Annotated in this window: 13 protein-coding genes and 2 pseudogenes; 8 read left to right on the plus strand and 7 right to left on the minus strand. The window is 70.5% G+C overall.

Going from position 1 to position 17,656, the window contains the following annotated elements:
- Positions 1-21 precede the first annotated feature (21 nt).
- Entirely contained in the window at positions 22-951 is a 930-nt protein-coding gene (locus OG858_RS19435; RefSeq protein ID WP_328544674.1) for a phosphorothioated DNA-binding restriction endonuclease, read from the plus strand.
- 210 nt (positions 952-1,161) lie between these two features.
- On the opposite strand, the gene OG858_RS19440 is transcribed toward OG858_RS19435, so the two are convergent.
- The 4 genes and pseudogenes from OG858_RS19440 to OG858_RS19455 form a co-directional block, all read right to left on the minus strand.
- Complete coding sequence (locus OG858_RS19440; RefSeq protein ID WP_086746975.1) at positions 1,162-1,581, minus strand: roadblock/LC7 domain-containing protein; 420 nt, start codon at positions 1,579-1,581, stop codon at positions 1,162-1,164.
- Entirely contained in the window at positions 1,578-3,704 is a 2,127-nt protein-coding gene (locus OG858_RS19445; protein WP_328544673.1) for a sensor histidine kinase, read from the minus strand. The genes OG858_RS19440 and OG858_RS19445 overlap by 4 nt, the downstream gene beginning before the upstream one ends.
- A 471-nt stretch (positions 3,705-4,175) precedes the next feature.
- Positions 4,176-5,024 carry a hypothetical protein gene (locus OG858_RS19450; protein WP_328545372.1) on the minus strand — a complete coding sequence of 283 codons (849 nt, stop codon included), beginning with the start codon at positions 5,022-5,024 and terminating at the stop codon, positions 4,176-4,178.
- Between the two features lie 387 nt (positions 5,025-5,411).
- Positions 5,412-5,591: pseudogene (locus OG858_RS19455) on the minus strand (helix-turn-helix domain-containing protein); the annotation flags it as partial.
- A 742-nt stretch (positions 5,592-6,333) separates the two neighbouring features.
- On the opposite strand from OG858_RS19455, the gene OG858_RS19460 reads away from it, so the two are divergent.
- Complete coding sequence (locus tag OG858_RS19460) at positions 6,334-6,945, plus strand: DUF4232 domain-containing protein (RefSeq protein ID WP_086749500.1); 612 nt, start codon at positions 6,334-6,336, stop codon at positions 6,943-6,945.
- A gap of 397 nt (positions 6,946-7,342) precedes the next feature.
- Here the strand turns inward: OG858_RS19460 and OG858_RS48515 are convergent.
- Positions 7,343-7,484: pseudogene (locus OG858_RS48515) on the minus strand (IS630 family transposase); the annotation flags it as partial.
- Between the two features lie 300 nt (positions 7,485-7,784).
- Here OG858_RS48515 and OG858_RS19465 point away from each other — a divergent pair.
- Positions 7,785-8,390 (plus strand): DUF11 domain-containing protein, encoded by a 606-nt coding sequence (locus tag OG858_RS19465; protein ID WP_179201108.1) that lies wholly within the window; start codon positions 7,785-7,787, stop codon positions 8,388-8,390.
- A gap of 245 nt (positions 8,391-8,635) precedes the next feature.
- On the opposite strand, the gene OG858_RS19470 is transcribed toward OG858_RS19465, so the two are convergent.
- Positions 8,636-9,514, minus strand: a complete 879-nt coding sequence (locus OG858_RS19470; RefSeq protein ID WP_319273176.1) for a hypothetical protein — start codon at positions 9,512-9,514, stop codon at positions 8,636-8,638.
- A 16-nt stretch (positions 9,515-9,530) separates the two neighbouring features.
- Positions 9,531-9,956, minus strand: coding sequence for an amphi-Trp domain-containing protein (locus OG858_RS19475; protein ID WP_319315240.1), 426 nt, complete (start codon positions 9,954-9,956; stop codon positions 9,531-9,533).
- A 522-nt stretch (positions 9,957-10,478) separates the two neighbouring features.
- On the opposite strand from OG858_RS19475, the gene OG858_RS19480 reads away from it, so the two are divergent.
- From OG858_RS19480 to OG858_RS19500, 5 genes are all read left to right on the plus strand, one after another.
- On the plus strand, positions 10,479-10,805 hold the full coding sequence (locus OG858_RS19480; protein ID WP_037705455.1) for a carboxymuconolactone decarboxylase family protein: 327 nt from the start codon (positions 10,479-10,481) through the stop codon (positions 10,803-10,805).
- Between the two features lie 139 nt (positions 10,806-10,944).
- Complete coding sequence (locus OG858_RS19485; RefSeq protein WP_328544672.1) at positions 10,945-12,378, plus strand: DUF2252 domain-containing protein; 1,434 nt, start codon at positions 10,945-10,947, stop codon at positions 12,376-12,378.
- Between the two features lie 964 nt (positions 12,379-13,342).
- Entirely contained in the window at positions 13,343-16,306 is a 2,964-nt protein-coding gene (locus OG858_RS19490; RefSeq protein ID WP_328544671.1) for a M36 family metallopeptidase, read from the plus strand.
- A gap of 177 nt (positions 16,307-16,483) precedes the next feature.
- Positions 16,484-16,729 carry a hypothetical protein gene (locus tag OG858_RS19495; RefSeq protein ID WP_328544670.1) on the plus strand — a complete coding sequence of 82 codons (246 nt, stop codon included), beginning with the start codon at positions 16,484-16,486 and terminating at the stop codon, positions 16,727-16,729.
- Between the two features lie 130 nt (positions 16,730-16,859).
- A complete protein-coding gene (locus OG858_RS19500) occupies positions 16,860-17,585 on the plus strand; it encodes a hypothetical protein (RefSeq protein ID WP_328544669.1) in 726 nt (241 codons plus the stop codon).
- Positions 17,586-17,656: the final 71 nt, after the last annotated feature.

A 17,656-nucleotide genomic window follows, 5' to 3' on the forward strand; every position in this document is an offset into this window, starting at 1 on the left:
ACGTCACTACGATCACGGGCCATGGACTGGCTGGAGCGCACCGCGAAGCTGAGGCAGTGGACCAGGAGCGGGACACGCGCTCCGCACAAGCCGTTGCTGCTCCTGTATGCCCTCGGCCGGTTTCAGGAGGATGCCGACGGCGGGCTGCGCTACACCGCGGTGGAAGAAGACCTCCAGCGGCTGTTGACCGAGTACGGCCCACCGAACAGGACGACGCCCGCCTATCCGTTCCACCACCTGGTCAGCGACGGTGTGTGGGAAGTGCGTACCGATCGCGGGCCCGGCAGCCCTGGAACCGGGGTGCGGGGTCTGCGCGAGACGGGTGCCACCGGGCAGCTCGCGCTGGATCTGAGGACTGCGTTGCGACACGAACCACCGCTGCTCGCCAGGATTGCGCGGTCGCTGCTCGATCTGCACTTCCCGCCCTCGCTGCACAGTGAACTGTGCGAAGCCGTCGGCCTGGAGCTGGAGCCGACCGAGACCGAGCACCTCTCGACCGTGAGACGACAGCGGGACCGGCGGATGCGGGAACTGGTGCTGACCGCCTACGAGTACCGGTGTGCGTTCTGCGGTTACGACGGCAGGCTCGGCGCGGTGCCGGTCGGGCTGGAGGCAGCGCACGTGCGGTGGTGGGCATTCGACGGACCCGACGACGTCGAGAACGGGCTGTGCCTGTGCTCACTGCACCACAAGCTCTTCGACAAGGGTGTCCTCGGGGTTGGATGGGGGTCCCCCCGCTCGAACGAAGCCGAGAGTGAGGGAGGTCACCGCATCCTGGTCTCGCAACGCTTCGTCGGCCACAGCCCCGCTGCCCGCGAACATGTCATAGCGCTCGCCGGCCGTCCGCTCGTCGGCCCACAGCCGGGCGCACGCCCAGTCGCAGCCGCCCACCTCGACTGGCACACCACCCAGGTCTTCCACGGCAGTCCACGCCCGGCCACTGCTGTCTGATCACTGGGTCAGCACTGGCATCAGGGGCGTGGCCGACCGACTGCCCACGGCTGCGGCTGCGGCTGCGGCTGCGGCTGCGGCTGCGGCTGAGTGTGTCGGTTGATGGCGGCGGTCACCCGCGGATCAGGCCCAACTCGCCCGCGCGTACTCCGGCCTGGAAACGGGAACCCGCGTTGAGGGTGACGAGCAGTTCGGCGAAACGCGCCGTGGCTATCCCGCGGCCAGGGGCGTGGAGTTGAGTTCGCGTATCAACTGCGGGGTGAGCAGTTCGCCGGCCCGGTCGGCGAGAACGGCCATTTCGTAGCCGACCAGGCCGACGTCGCATCCCTCGGGAGCGAGGACGCCGAGGCAGCTGCCGTCGCGGATGCGACCGACCATGAGGAAGCCGCCGAGCATTTCGATCATGACGAGCTTCATGCCGTGGAAGCCGTGTGTTGTCGCCGCGTTCTGCGCGAGGCTGGTGATGCCCGAGACGACGGCGGCGAGGTGGTCGGCACGATCTCGGCCGAGGCCGTCCGAGGCGGCCATGAGGAGGCCGTCGGAGGAGACGGCGACGGCATCGATGACGCCGTCGGTGGTGCGTACGAACTCCGAGATGAGCCAGCCGAAACTCTGGACGGCGGTGGTCACGATGACACTCCTTGGGTGCTTCTGGCCTCGGCACGGGCGACACCTGCTCGGAAGCCGTTGAGCAGGGCGGAGACAGCGGGCCTGGCGGGCGGGGGTGCGGCGGCGCCGTTCTGGGCGGGGGCGAGCAGGCGCCCGGGAAGGACGAGGAGAGCGGACAGGCCGCCGCCGGGGGTGTCGAAGAGCTGGACCTGCGCGCCTTCACCGAGGCGGTGGACGAGCCGGCCGACGACGAGGTGGCCGAGGAACCGGGTGGGCGCGGCGAGAAGGGCTTCCTCGCCGGATTCGGAGAGACGAGTGCGCGCACGTTCCTTGTCGGCTTCGGACATGCCGATGCCGTGGTCGACGACGGCGAAGCAGTACGTGTCGTCCTCGGTGTCGTACCAGCCGTGCACCTCGACCGGTTCGGTCGGAGGTGAGAAGTTCAGCCCGTTCTCGACGAGTTCGGCGAGGAGGTGGGCGACATCCGCGACGGCGTGCCCGCGCACCCGCACCGGCTCCACCGCCGCGATCAGGACCCGCCGGTACTGCTCCACCTCGGCGACGGCGGACTGAACGACCTCCAGGCCGTCGGCGGGTGGTGCCGTGGGCCGCGGCGGATTCTGCCCGGCCAGGACCAGCAGGCTTTCGGCGTTGCGCCGCATACGGGTGGCGAGGTGGTCGAGCTCGAAGAGCTCGGCGAGGGCGTCCGGGTCGAGTTCCTGCCGTTCCAGGCGGGTGATGAGGCTGAGCTGGCGACGCACGAGGTTCTGGTTGCGGCGGCCGAGATTGGCGAGCGATTCGGTGGTGTTGCGGCGCAGGCCGGCCTGCTGGGCAGCCAGGTGGAGGGCGGTGTGTTCCACCTGGCGCAGGGACGCCGCGACCTCGGCGATCTCCGCCGCGCCACCCAGCAACCGTGCCTCGGGGGCGTCCGGGGCCTCCGTCGGCGGGAGGACCTCCCCTTGGTCCTGCGGGGACTGCTGGATACGGGCGACGGTCGCGGGCAGCCGGTGGCGCGCCACGTCGTGGGCGGCCGCGGCGAGTGCGCCGAGCGGGCGGGTGAGGGAACGCGAGGCGAAAGCGGCGAGGCCCGCGACGAGAGCGGCCATGAGCGTTCCCGCGACGAGGTAGGCGGCAAGGCCGAGTTCCGCTTCGTGACTGAGCCGGTCGGCCCGGTCCCGTACGTCGTCACCGACCGACTGCTGGACGGCGTACAGATCGTCGACGAGTACGGTCATCGCGTCCCACCACGTGCCGACGTCGGCGCGCAGCGCGGAGCCGTCGGCGGCGCCCTCCGCCTGATTCTCGTAGGCGGTGGCGCGTTGGGCGTCCTTGGTGCCGAAAGCGTTCTTCAGGGCGGCGCGCTCGGGCGCGGTGGCGACCTGGCGGAAACGAGTGAGGGCGGCGACGCGGGTGGCGCGCACTTCGGTGAAGGTGAGGTACTCGCGGCCGTGGAAGGCTCCCTCGGCGAACACGCCGTTGAGGAGACCACGTTCGAGAGCGACGGACTCCTTGGCCGCAGCCAGCTCCCGCAACGCCGCCAAGCCGTCGCCCAGTTGACGGTCGGCGCGGGTGGCGGTCTCCGTCACCGGGTCGACGGCGTTGAGAGCGTCGACGGCGGTGGTGTAGAAGGCGAGGGTGGCGCTCCGGTCCGCGGTGTCCGTGCCGACGATGTCCCTGTCGGTCGTGCCTACGGTGTCCCCGTCGGTCGTGCCTACGGTGTCCCCGTCGGTAGGGGTGCCCTTGTCGACGGAGGTGTCCTTGTCGACGGGGGTGCCCTTGTCGACGGGGGTGCCCTTGTCGACGGAGGTGCCCTTGTCGGCTGCGGCACGGATGGCGGTGAGGCGCCGCAGGTGCCGCTGGATGACCTCCGCGACGGCGGGTTCGTGGCGCATTCCGCGCAGCGCGGTGTCAACGCGCTTGCGCGTGGCGGCGAGTGGGGTGCGGAAGCTCTCCTCGCCGCCCAACAGGCCGTTCGTCAACCCGCGTTCGCGTTGCAGCTGGTGCACCAGCGCCTGGACCCGCAGGCTGAGGCCGACCTCGGCACGGGTCGTCCGCGCGTCGCCGAGGGCCTCGGCGCGGTCGTACATGGACAGACCGGCCACCGCCAGCAGCAAGCAGATCGGGACCGTGATGACCACCGTCACACGGCCTCTGATGCTGCGCCAGCCAGGCAGCGGACGACGGTTGTTGGGCAGCGGATGGTCGCCGGGGGTCGTTCGGCTGCCGTGGCGGCGCCCTGATCCGCCCCTGCCGAGACGGCCCTTGGCGATTGCGCCGAGCCCGCTGAGCCTGCCGGGCAGCGGCCGGGATGACGTCCACACCCTCATACTCACGAAGCTAGTCCGGCTGCCGTGGCGGCCGGTTTCCGGCCTGTTAGGCCCGTGGGAACTTCAGTTGCGCCGCCCTCACACCGCATGGCAGGAGACTGTGACCGTGCAGGGCAGGACGAGTGCCCGGGCTCGTCCACCACGCGGAGGCCTGACGCCAGCCTTCTGATGCGGCTGCCGTATACGAGGGGCCTTCTCTGCCGCCTGCCTCCTCGGTGTCTCCGTTCCTGCCTCTTCCGCAAGGGGAAGGTCGCCGCGGCGCTCCGCGTTGGTGCTTCTGTTGCTTCGTCAGTCGCCGGTTTCCGTCTTGTCCTCGGCGGTGGTCATGGGGACCCAGCCACGGGGGTCGCGGTACCAGTAGTGCGGTAGCTCCTCGATGCCGGTGGTGCGGAACGGGCGGCCGTGGTCGTCGATGCGCACCGTGCCGGTTCGGCCCTGTGAGGACCAGTCGAGTTCGAGGTACCAGTCGCAGGTGCAGGACTCGGTGCTCGCGGCGAGCATCAGGACCTCCGGCTCCCGCAGGGACACCTGGTAGGGGAAGTCGATCGCGGGGGCCGGTCTGTCCGGGTCGTTGCCCGGCATCGACCGGGCCAGGGGCCGGTTCGCGTCGAGGTTCACGGAGAAGTGGCGGGGGATGAGGACGGCGCCGCAGCCTCCGTACGTGGAGTAGGCGATGCCCCGGCGGGCGGCGGGGGTGGTGCGGCCGGCCACGCGCACATGCAGTGCCTCCAGGACGACGGCTGCGGAGCCGCGTCCCTGCACCGAGATCCGCAGATTGGTGGTGCGCCCGTGCACCGCCTCCAGGGACGCGGCCCACACCGCGGCGTCCGCCGGGATCGGCGGCGGTGGGACCTGCTGCGGTGGCTTGTCGATGACGTAGTTGTGGTCGCATTCGAGCCGCCAGAGCTGGGAGTTGGCCGTCCAGGTGAGCGGGACCGGCGGCGGGACCGTACCGCCGCTCGCCCGGTTCTTCTGCGGGCCGCCGTCGCTGTGCGTGGCCGACGCTGAGGGTTCCGGTGCGGTGGGGGCGGAGGCCGAGGCCGCCGACTCACCGCCACCGGAAGGGGGCCCGGAGGCGGATGTGGCGAGGCCGACGAGCGCGATGGCGAGCGAGGCCGCCAGTACTGTCGATCGCACGGGCCGCCGTCGGAGGCGCCCGGCATGGGGCCGCCGGTCGGCCGGTGAGGCCGGCGCCGAGCGTGGGTCGGCCGCTGGGGTAGGCCCCGGGCGCGGGACGACCACTGAGATCGGCCGCGGGCGCGGATCGACCACTGGGGTAGGCCCCGGGCGCGGATCGGCCACTGAGATCGGCTCGGGTGCCTCGTCCGACGGGCTGCTGTGACTCGCGGAAGCAGCCGATGCCGATGCCGCGGTGCTCGTGGTGTCGTGGGGCGTCGGTGCCCGCCGGGCATCGGACGGGCGTGGTCGTTTCCGTGCCGCGGCTGCCAGGATCCACCGGCGGTGCAACTCCACGCGTTCCTCGGAGGAGGCTCCGCAGAGTGCGGCGAACCGCTCGATCCCGGTGAAGTCCTTGGGAACCGCCTCACCGGCGCAGTAGCGGTGCAACGTGGAGGCGTTCGTTCCCAGAGGGCGGGCCAGCGCCGCGTAGCTGCGGTCTGTGCGCTCCTTCAGACGCGCCAGCAGTAGCGCGAACTCCGCTACGTCATCGTGGATTGCATCCATGTGGTCCGTACTCGCATCCATCCGTCGGCCTGTGCCGTCATGTCCTGATCCGGGACGACATCCCAGGCACTCCCCCACAGGTGCACGTCAATACGGCTGGGATGGTTGCAGGGTCGCGCCGTCCCTCTCCCCCAGACCACCGTCACCCGCGGTCCTGGGGCGCCGCCTTCTGCACCGCCGCCGGCCGGGCCCGCACACCGCATCGGAGCACCGCTTCCCGCCGGTGAGCCGCGCGGCCTGAAGGAGTGGGTCGGGGACGTCGACGCACCCGACTTGGCAGCGGGGGCTCTGAGGCAGGGCCGTTTGCACCGTCGCCGGCCGAGGCTGCGGGCGCGGGTCGAGGCCACCGGGTACCCGGACGCCGACCTCAGGGGGATTCCCATCCCAGACCGGCATCCCAGGCTGCCCTGTCTCCGCAGGTTGCCGGAGGTGGGATCGTCCCACCGTTGCAAGTCGGAGGCAGCCGTTGCCCCAAGCCCACGAGGCATCCGACGCTATGGCTGTCGCACCGGCTGAAGCGGCCGATCGCACGGCAACACCACGGCACCCCGACCCACCCGTCCGCTGGGACACCCATCTCTTCGGGCACCCGGGTGCGGGGCGCGGACGCTCACGGGGTCGCCCGACCGCCTTCGCCCCCGCCACGGCCACCGCCACCGCCACGGCCACCGCCACCGCGGTCCGAGGGAGAGGCGGGTGGTGTGGCGGCGGCAGCCGAGCACGCGACCTCATACCGAATACCGATCAGAAGAGGAACACGCACATGAACATGAAGTCCCTTGCGACCCACCGTGTGGCCGTGGCCGCAGGTCTCGTCCTGGCTCTCGGGTGTGGTGTGTCGGCACAGGCCTCCGCCACCGGGCCGCGGACGATCAGCGGGAAGGCCAACGACGCGGTGACGCACCGCTCGGGCGGCAGCAGCGCCAAGAGCACCATCGCCGCCTGCTCCCAGAAGGTCCTCGGGGTGTCCGCCGTGACGGAGCCCGCAGACAGCAAGGACGCCAGGCACCTCCTCCTCACTGTCCAGAACGCCGGCGACAAGAAGTGCAACCTCTACCGCTACCCCCTCGTGCGGCTTGGTGACGGCCGGAACACGGCCCGCGTGATCAAGGAGAGCGACCCGCACCCGGGGATGCCCGTCACTCTCGCTCCGGGTGAGGAGGGCTATGCCGCTCTGCTCGTCAACGGCCCCATGGATGAGTACGAGGCGAAGAGCATCACCCTCAGCCTCCAGGGTCGTAAGTCCGGCAGCAGCGCGGGCAAGCCGATCGATGTCCCCATGCCCGTCCCCACGTTGTACGCCAACGACTTTCAGCGTGTCACCTACTGGACGACTGCTCCCGGCTACGCCCTGGACTTCATCATGTCGAAATGACGGACCTCGATCGCAACCGCCGGGTGAGGCGGGTGGGGGGTACAGGGATACAGGCCGGCGTCTCGGCTGGATGGCGGCCGACCGCGGCCGACCGCGGCCGACCTGACGCCGGAAGGAGCCGCGGCTGACGCGGTCGCCCCACCGCAACAGTGCGGTGGGGCGACCCTTCAGCCGCGGCTCCCCTGCACCACATTTACCGACTTCGGCGCCTCGGGGTCGGTTCGGTCTGTGGAGAGCGAGGCCGGTATCGGCGGGAAACCCGCCGAGGATGTGTGCCGGTACGCAGCGCGTCGAGTCGCCCGCGGAGCAGAGCCTCCCACTCGCTGAGAGCGCGGGCAGCCAGGTTGGCCGGGCTCCGCTCGATGTCCGCCCACAGACCGTCCACCGGGTTGTGGACCGACGCTTCAGCCACCCGTAACTCCCGGGCGGTGCAAGGAGCTTCGATGCCCTCCTCGAAGAGGCCCACGGCCCGCATACGTGCCTCTTCCCGGCGCCTGCGCTGCTCGGCGGTCAGCCCGCCCCCCGTCCGGATGACGCACGCTTGCGGGCGACAGCCAAGACTGCCCCGTCCGGATGACGCACGCTTGCGGGCGACAGCCGAGACTGCCCCTGTCACGAGGTCTGCCGAAGGCCCGGACTCCATAACGCCATAACGCCAAGGTCAACAGACGGGGCGATCGGGTGAAATGGCGACTTCTAGCCTGCTTACCGACCAATCGGTTATTTCCGGTCAGTACATTCCCCACGTCGACTCCTCCACTCGCTCCCGGAGCCTGACCGCAGCGGACCTTCACGGACAGGAGAAACCGTAGATGACAAGACACGGATTGAGGCGGCGCATGTCTGCCCTCGGCACGGTGGTGGGGCTGGGCGTCACACTGCCGTTTGCCCTGTCGGCCACGCCCGCCCATGCTCAGCCGATCCTGAGCGTCGACAAGAGCCACGAAGGGAACTTCGCACGGGGAGGGCAGGGTGTCTACACCATCACCGTGACCAACAGCGGCGATGAGCCGGCCTCGCCGCTCACCCTCACGGACAACCTTCCCACGGGTCTCACGGTTGCGGACATCCAAGGCGACCTCGCGTCTACCTGTAACGTCACCAACAGCGGTACGACGGTCACTTGCAATGGTGGCTGGGGTCTTGCCGGTCCTGGCTCCACCGAATTCGTGATCACAGTCAACGTCGCCGACGACGCACCGTGTTCCGTCACCAACACCGTCACGGTCACCCAAGGGGGAGGTACAACCGTCTCGGACAGTGACCAGACGACGATCACCGGAGGCGACTGCGACAACGGAGGCGGTGGCGGTGGGGGCTCGATCCTGCCGATCAACCTCAACGGTGTCATCCCGATGTTCAACAACATCAGCATCAACGACAACATCAACAGCCCCGGCGCCAGCAACGACAGCCGCCAGACCTTCCGGCTGGACGCGCCCTGAGCTGTGGCGTCGCACCCCGCATCACACCCCGTACGCGTTCTGGACCGAGTCACTGTCACGCAAGCGCGAAGCTCCAGCCGGTAGTCGCTGCTGATCGAGGTTGCTCGGGCACACTTCCTCGACACCGTCGTTGCGGCACGGCCGTGGGTCCAAGGGAATGCGGGTCACGCGAGTTTGAGCCGACGTCATCGAGCCAACCCTGAGCACTCCTGACATCCACGGCTGACATCGAAAAGGGCGCACAGTCAGCCCTTCCGCCCAGAGGGCGGGAGGGCTCCTGCGCTTGCGACACCTATCAGCGGCGCTCCGTTTCTGCCCCACCGCTGCGCTCCGCCGCTGCTCCGCCGAGGTGCGCGGGTGGGCGAGTCGCTCTTGACGCGAGCTGCGTCACTGGGCGCTGATGGCGTCGGCGGGTGGGGTGCGCAGTGCCTGGCGGGTGGGGAGTTCGATGGTGGGGAAAGCCGTGACGGTGACGGTGAGCGCGAGGGCGGGCAGACGGTGGCGGTGAGCGCGAGGGCGGGCAGCAGCCATGCGGGGCCCGCGGGCCAGGGGCGGCCGAGGAAGCCCTGACCCAGGAGGGCGAAGGCCGCCGCCCGCACGCCGGTCGTGTCCCGTACGTCCGCGAGCGTGGCGGCGGGCAGTCCGCCCAGGCCCGGCGCGCTCAGCCGCTGCTGGGCGAGGGTGCCGGTGCGGGTCTCGTCCGCCGTGGCGGCCAGCAAGGTGGTCTGGGTGAGGGTGTACGTCAGCACGAACACGGCGGCCATGGCCAGGGTGCTGACGATCCCCGCGTTGCGCAGGGCGTAGGCGCGGACGTTGGCCATCGCCAGCCACGTCGGCGCGGAGACGCCGGAGCGTGTGCGCCGGGCCGCCGCGTTCCCGATGCCCCGGCGCTCTACGGCGGCCCGCCTGAGCGCACGCCTGAGCACGTAGCGCTCCACCTGGACGACGAACTCTCCGGCACCGGCAAGGGTCCGGAGCGGCCGTACCTCGTCGTCTCCGCAGACGCCGAGTACGCCGAAGCCCCAGTCCCGCGGAACGATCGCGTCGACGCCGACGTCCGTGGACCGTGCGCCCGCGTGCCTGCCCCACGCCCGGTCGGCGCCCACCCCCGGCCGACCGACCACCACGACATGCCGCAGGTCACGGCGCGATGGTCGGTCGGCCCGAGGTCTCCGGCACAGCTCCGGGCGTTTTCGTGGCGGACGGCTTCGTGGTTTTGCTCCTGCTGGTGCCCGTGCTGCTCCGGGCAGGCTTGGCGGCCGCGTTCTTCCGCCTCGTGGCCTTCCCCGTGCCTGCGGCCGTCCGCGACGGCGCTGTCCGGGTCGGTGCGGTCCGGGTCGGTGCGGTCGGCCACTTGAACTCGATCTCCAGCTCGATCTCGCCGTCACCGATCTCGACCTCGACCTCGCTGCGAAGGTCGTCGGGAATCCGCAGGCTCAGTGTTCCGTGGCCGAGTTCCACGTCGGCTTCCCCGCCCTCCCGCAACGCGGCTGCGAGGGCCGTGAGCTGGTCAGCCGCCTCAAGGCGTGAGAGCGAGCGCTTCTGCTCGAACTTGAGGTCTCTCATGGGTGTCTCCGATCCGACACAAAGGGCAGATAGCGCTCATTGTGGTGCCAGGCACGGAATCGGACATCTCATGGCCGGGCGAAGGGGCCTGGCCGGGCGACCGGCCGGGGTCTCTTCGAACCATGCGCGTCCCCGGGCGCCCCTAGGACGCTTCTGATGGCTCTTGGTCGGAGAGACCCCGGCCGATCGGCGCCGCGCGAGGTGACTCGTGAGGCGCTGACCGCCTCACCGGACTCGCCCGTAACCGCCAACGAACGGCTTCAAGAGCCGCCAGAAACGGCCTGGGCGCCCTGGCGTTCCCGGGCGCCCCTATGCGTCGCCAGGCGTCGCTAAGCGCCCCTGCCCGTCCATTCGCCTCGTTCGCCCCCATGGTGACCCATCCATCCCATATGTTCCATGTGTCCCATGCGCGAAAGCCGGATGGGTTCTACGGTTGAGGAGAACTCCCCCGGGTTCGTGGAACTCGGTTCCTTCCGCCTCGTACATCCCTCGGGCTCGAAACTCACCAGGAGGGCATGCGACATGTCCACTGCATCCGAAACCCCTGTCCTGGACACCCTCGCCGCCATGACGGTCGACTCGCTGGAGCGCTGCGGGCTGCCCCCGGACATGCTCATCCTCACGCGCATCGCGGCACTCGCCGCCTCGGACGCCCCGCCCATCTCCTACGCGGCCCATATCGACCCCGCCCTCAAGACCGGCCTGACCGCCGAACAACTGCAGGACGTCCTGGTCGCCATCGCCCCCATCGTGGGCACCGCCCGCGTCATGACGGCAGCGGGCAACATCGCCACGGCACTCGGCATCGCCATCGCCGTCGCCGATGCCGAGATCGGGTCTCAGGGCTGAGAGCAGACGCCCCGGCATCGATATCCGCGCGGCCGACGGCCGAGAGGGCCATGGAATCCCTCTGTCCGACGTGCCCTGTGCCGGGTGTCCCCAGAGCCACAGGGCCAGAGAGCCGTAGGGCCAGGCAGGAGGGTCTTCGATGTCCCAGAACGCAGCGACCACGGCGATGCGCATGGCACCGCACACCACACCCGAGGAGCGCGCCGCCCTCGGCAAAGAGGCGCGGCGCCGCACACCACGGTCGGGCCACGCCGTGTACAAGCCGTCTCCTGCCCGGCCGGATCCGCTGTCGATCCTGGAGGCGCAGTCCGCGTCGCGAGTGCCCGAACTGGTCCCGATCCGCTACGGCCGGATGACCGAGTCCCCGTTCCGCTTCTACCGGGGCGCCGCCGCGATCATGGCGTCCGACCTGGCCGGCACCCCCGTCTCGGGGCTCACGGCCCAGCTGTGCGGAGACGCGCACCTGCTGAACTTCCGTCTGCTCGCCTCGCCGGAGAGACAGTTGATGTTCGACATCAACGACTTCGACGAGACGCTGCCGGGCCCCTGGGAGTGGGACGTCAAGCGCCTGTCGGCGAGTCTCGTCATCGCGGGCCGGGCGAACGGCTTCGACGACGACGAGCGCGCCCGCATCGTGAGCGCCACGGTCCGTTCGTACCGCGAGGCGATGATCTCCTTCGCGGGCACGGGCAACCTCGACGTCTGGTACGCGAAGGTCGACCAGGACCTCCTCGAGTCCCTGGCCCCGGGCCGGCTCCACAAGCACGGTCAGAAAAGACTGGCCCGCGCCATGGCGAAGGCCCGTACCCGTGACAGCCTGCAGGCTTTCGACAAGCTCACCGTAACGGTCGACGGCCGGCCGAGGATCGCGCCGGACCCCCCGCTGCTCATGCCGGCCGGCGACCTGCTGCCGGACGTCGAGCGCAGCGCCCTGGAACGCCAGTTCCGCGGTCTCGTCGAACGGTACGGCCGCACCCTGACCTCCGACCGGCGCACACTGCTGCAGGACTACCGACTGGCGGACGTCGCCCGCAAGGTGGTCGGCGTCGGCAGCGTCGGCACCCGATGCTGGATCTTCCTCCTGCTCGGCCGGGACGGCCAGGACCCGCTCTTCCTCCAGGCGAAGGAGGCCGACACCTCCGTACTCGCCGAGCACGTCGGCGCGAGCCGGTACCGCAACCAGGGTGAGCGGGTGGTCTCGGGCCAGCGGCTGATGCAGGCCGCGAGCGACATCTTCCTCGGCTGGGAACGGGTGGACGGGATCGACGGCAAGCAGCGCGACTTCTACGTCCGCCAGCTGCGCGACTGGAAGGGCATCGCCGTGCCGGAGACGATGCGGCCGGAGGGCATGCGGGCGTTCGGCCAACTGTGCGGGTTCACCCTGGCTCGTGCGCACGCGCGGTCCGGCGACCGCATCGCGATCGCCTCGTACCTGGGCAAAAGCAGTTCGTTCGACCGGGCACTCGCCACCTTCGCCGAGGCCTACGCCGACCAGAACGAGCGCGACCACCAGGCCCTGGTCGACGCGGTACGCGAGGGCCGGCTCCCCGCGGAGGAACTGCCCGCGGCCTGACGCGGGCGGCCGGGGTCCGAGGTCCGAGGTCCGAGGGGCACGGGTGTTCCTTCCGGGCCCCTCTCTCCCTGGGCAGAGGTGCTGCCGCGGCAAGGCCTTGGCGAGACCGCCGAGGCCGATGGCGGCCAGGGTCATCCTGGCGGCGGCGTTGGCGCCCGTTCGCCATGGGCGTCATTCTGGCGGCTGTGGCCGCGCGCGAAGCCGCGCGAAGCCGCGCGAAGCCGCGCGAAGCCGCGGCAACCGTCTTCACCTCCGACACCGACGACAGAGCCCAACTCCTCGCGGGACCCTCTGTACGAATCGAGAAGGTCTGACGAGACGCCGCCCACACCTCACTCCGACCGCTGCCGGGTCACCACCATGAGCGCAACGACAGCACCCCGTTGAGGAGTGCCGAGGAAGCCGAGGCACGGGGCGCTGTCCTCTTCCGGACACCCGCGCTCCGGGCCTACGCGGGGAGCCTCACCACAGAGGACATGGTCCGTCGTTCTCAGGCCTTCCACTCACCTGAGGGATGTCGGGCCGAGTCGGCCCGCCGAGTGGAACGCCACGAGCACAGAAGACACTGACCACGCACGCGCCCACGAAGGAGTCGCGTGCCGCAGCCATGCCCGACGCAGAGTCGGCCACCGTGGACGAGAGGGCCGGTGGGCGCAGTCGGACCCGCCCCCGACCTGCGAAGCTCCAGGTCACCTGCCCTACGGCCCAGTCTCTCCCCGCAATCCTGCCGGGGCACGCGGCCAAGGGCCGGTTCGGAGAGCGGTCCTCCGGGCCGGCCCTTCGATGTGGATCACAGGCTCGGTGCTCCACATGCGCCGCGATGGTGCCCGTGGGGCCTGTGTGACTTCTGTGAAACTTGAAGTTTCAGGGTTTCAGACGTCCGGGTGGGAATGACAGGGTTCGGAGCGCACAACTCGGCCGCTGCGTGCGGCCGTTGGACTCCTCACCCCCCACGAGGCGTGACATGGCGAAAGCCTCCTCGCAGAGAACGCGAGCGACCATATTCACGGCGACGGCCGGCCTTGCGCTGGCCGTCGCCCTTTTGCCCGGTACCGCGAGCGCGGTACCGGACGACCCGACGGGGCCTTCCGCGCCCGGCACCGGGTCCCCGGCGGCCGAAGGTGTGCCGCCCACGCCGTCGCAGCAGACGCTGGTACGGCGCGACGCCCAGTTGGCGAAGGCCGAGCAGCGGCCCGGCGTACGGCGGCTGCGGGACCGGCTCGGTGCTCAGGGTGTGCTCGAACTGGACCCGGCCACGGGCACCGCGCGCCAGGTGGCCCGGCTGGACGGGTATCTGACGGCGCGCAGTGCGGCAGACCCGGAGGACATCGTCCGTGCGTATCTGCGGGCCCATCCCGATGTCTTCGGGCTCTCCACCGGTCAGGTGGGCGACCTGACGCTGCGCAAGCAGTACACCGACGTCGCCGGCATACGCCATCTGTCCTTCGTGCAGTCGGTCGACGGAGTGCCGGTGTTCGGCAACGGCGTCAAGGCCCATGTCGCCCGCGACGGGCGGCTGATCAGCGTGCTCGGCTCCCCGGTGCGGAACCTGCCGTCCGGGTTGTCTCCCGGGCGGATCAGCGGAACCCAGGCCCGGCACACCGCCGTACGCGACATCGCGGGCGCCAGGGCGGTCGGCGGTGACAACCCGGACGGCGACACCGCCAAGCAGGTGGTGTACGCGGCGTCCGGCGGCGCCGCCCGCCGCGCATGGCGGACCGTCACCTCGCCGGACGGCCACGCCATGTGGCTGCACGTCGTCGACGCGGCGACCGGGCGGGTCCTGTACCGGCAGAACCTGTCCTCCGACCAGTCCTCCGACCAGTCCGCGACCAGGACGTCGGGCAGCGGCTCGGTGGTGGCGGCGGCCAAGAAGACCCCGCCCCCCGCTCCGGGGCCGCTCCTCGGCGCCAGACGGGCTCTGGCCTGGGAGAACGCACCGGGTGACGCGCGGGGTGGCAAGCAGCGCACCCGCAACCTGACCGCCCGGGGATGGCTCCCTGCCAACGCCAAGACCCTCGACGGGACCGTCGCGCACGTCTACAGCGACGTGAACGACAACAACGAGCCGGACGTCGGGGAGGAGATCACGCCGGCGAAGAACGGGACGTTCTCCTTCCCGTTCAAGCCCTTCACCGGTGACGGCTGCGGCACCCCGGTGCCGTGCTCATGGGACGCGAAGACGCCGAACTCCTGGCAGACCAACCGCGAGCAGAACGCCGCGCAGGTCTTCTACTTCCTCGGCACCTTCCACGACCACCTGAAGTCCGCCCCGATCGGCTTCACCCGGGCCGCGGGCAACTTCGACAGCCGGGACGGCGACGCCCTGCAGGCGCAGACCGACGACGGCGCGGCCATGAAGGACGGGCTGCCCGACGACAACCACCTGAACAACGCCAACATGGGGACGCCGCCGGACGGGCAGCCGCCCACGATGCAGCTCTTCCTCACCGCGCCGTCGGACAACTACCCCATAGTGCAGGGCAATTGGGGCGACGACGCCGCCACCGTCTATCACGAGTACACCCACGGTCTGTCCAACCGGCTCGTCGTCGACGCGGACGGCGTCTCGACCCTCGTCAGCCAGCAGTCGGGGGCCATGGGCGAGGCGTGGAGCGACTGGTACGCCCTCGACCTCCTCGCCGCCGAGGGCCTGCGGAAGGACACCCGTGGCGCGGACGGCGAGGTGACGCTCGACCCGCCGAACTGGGTGGACTCCGCCCCGACCCGTTCTCAGGGGCTGGACTGCCCGGTCGGCTCCACGTCGGCCAGGTGCCCCGGCACGACGGGGGCGGGCCCCGGCGGGTACACCTACGGCGACTACGGGAAGATCTCCGGCGGCGGCCCCGAGACGCATGCCGACGGCGAGATCTGGGGCGAGACCCTGTGGGACCTGAGGGCCGCACTCGGCAGCCGGCTCTCCCAGTCGCTGGTGACCCGGGCCATGGAACTGTCGCCCGCCAATCCCAGCTTCCTCGACCAGCGCAACGCCATCCTGCAGGCCGACACGGTGGTCAACGGCGGGCGCTCCCACGACCGTATCTGGAAGGTCTTCGCCCACCGGGGCATGGGCTACTTCGCCGCCGCCCTCACGGGTGACGACACCAAGCCGGACGAGGACTTCTCGCTGCCGCCCGGCCCGGACACCCCGGTGGTCACGCTCACCGGCAAGGTCACCGACGACGCGTCCGGCGCCGCCGTGGGCGGGGTCACGGTCAGCATCAGCGGGCACGCCTCCGGCTTCCCCGGCTCCGACTTCTCCGCCGTGTCCGCGGCGGACGGGACGTACACGATCCAGGACGTCCCCGAGGGCACGTACCGGAAGGTGTACGCGAGCGGCAACGGTTTCGAGCCGCAGATCCGCACCCTCGTCGTGGGATCCGGTTCCGCCGACTGGCAGGTGCGCCGCGACTGGGCCGCCGCCTCCGGCGGTGCCGAGGTCGCGGACTTCAGCGGTCCGGACAACTCCGGGTTCGGCTGTGGGCCGGGCGGACTGATCGACATGTCCGCCACCGTCTGGGGATCGGACTTCAGCGGCGGCACCAACGGCACCGGGGTCGACCCCGTCCACAACACCGTCCGGCTGCCCGAGGCCGTGGACATCAGCGAGCTGCTCGTCGATCCGACGGCGGGCTGCGGGGACGACACGACCGCGTCCCTCGGCGACTACCGGATCGACACCTCCGCCGACGGCACCACCTGGACCACCGCCGCCGAGGGCCACTTCGGACCCGCAGACACCGGCCGGGAGAACGTTGTGGCCCTCACGGCCGGCACCGGTCAGAACGTCCGGTACGTCCGGCTGACCATGCTCGGCAACCAGGCCGTCGACAACGGCGTCGACTGCGCGAAGGACTCCGGGCCCTCGGGCTGCCAGTACCTGGACGTGACCGAACTCGTGGTGCACGGCGCCCCCCACAAGGGCTGACGGACCCACCACCCGACCTCCGAGGGCGGCATCCCGACAACGGGACGCCGCCCTCGGGCGTTCCTGCCGCCATGGGCCGAGAGAGCGGCAGGAGTAGGTTGCCGCCGCCCGCGGCCTCGGGACACGCCTCCCCCGGTACACGGATCGCCGACACTGCGGCCACCAACCCCGGCGTCGGTGCGCGAGCGCGGCTCGGCCGGACCGGCCTCGGGGGCGTCCCGCACGGCCCGCAGGGGCAGGTACGCCACCGAGCTGATGAGGTTTCCGCCCTTCGGGGCCGCCCAGGGTGGTGTTCCTCCCCTCCAGGGCAGGGCGGACACGGGGGTCGATGACGAGACCCTGCTGCGTACGTCCGCGCCGTCGTACTCGATCGCCACCCCGGCCCGCCCGGCGCTGTCCGTCACACCCCTTCTCGTCGAGTGACGGCGCGAGCGTTCGCCGCGTACACGAAGGGCTCCGCACCTCGCAGTCACAATCCAGCCACGCACCCTCCAAAAATCAGCCCGCATACAGGATGATTCATCCTTCAACTGCACCACCGTGGGGGGGGATCATGAGCCACGACATCACGCCACCGCCCATGCCGGGCTACGGGCCGCCGATGCCACCGCAGCCGCCGAGGCCGCCGGGCGGGAACCGGACGAACCTGGTCATCGTCGGCTGCGCCGTGGCCGTCGTCGCGAGTGTCATCGCCACGGGGGTCGTGGTGATGAACGACGGCGACGGGACGGCCTCCCCCGCGCCGAGGGTCACCGTCACCAAGACGGTCGCGGCCGAGGACGCCGGCACCACGGGCGACGACAGCTCCGACAGCGGCTCCGGCAGCGGGTCCGACGACTCCTCCGACGACGCGAGCGACACCTCGGCCGACACCTCGGCCGACGACGACGGTGTCTTCGCCCTCGACGACACGGTGATCTACGACAGCGACGTCGAGGTCACGCTCTCCGGGTTCAAGCGCGGGGTGTCCAGCGAGTACGCCTCGCCCGAGAACACGCCGTACGCGAAGTTCACGATCAAGATCGTCAATGGGTCCGACGTCACGGTCGACGCCAACGAGATGACCGTCGACTGCGCCTACGGCGACGAAGGCAAGGAGGGCGAAGGCATCTACGACGACGGGCTTGACGGGCTCCCCGACACCCGTATCCTCGCCGGGCGCTCTCTCACCGTTCCATGGGCCTGCGAACTCCCCAGGAGCGAGACGTTCCTCCAGATCGAGGTCTCCCCCGACTACGACTCCGAGGAAGCGATCTTCACCGGCAACGTGAAGAAGTGAGGGACGGGCACACTTGAAGGCAGTGCGTGCGGCGCGTGCAGTGCGTGCGGTGCGTCGACAAGCACCTCCGG

Origin of the sequence: Streptomyces europaeiscabiei, from assembly GCF_036346855.1 — a bacterium.
Classification (GTDB): domain Bacteria; phylum Actinomycetota; class Actinomycetes; order Streptomycetales; family Streptomycetaceae; genus Streptomyces; species Streptomyces europaeiscabiei.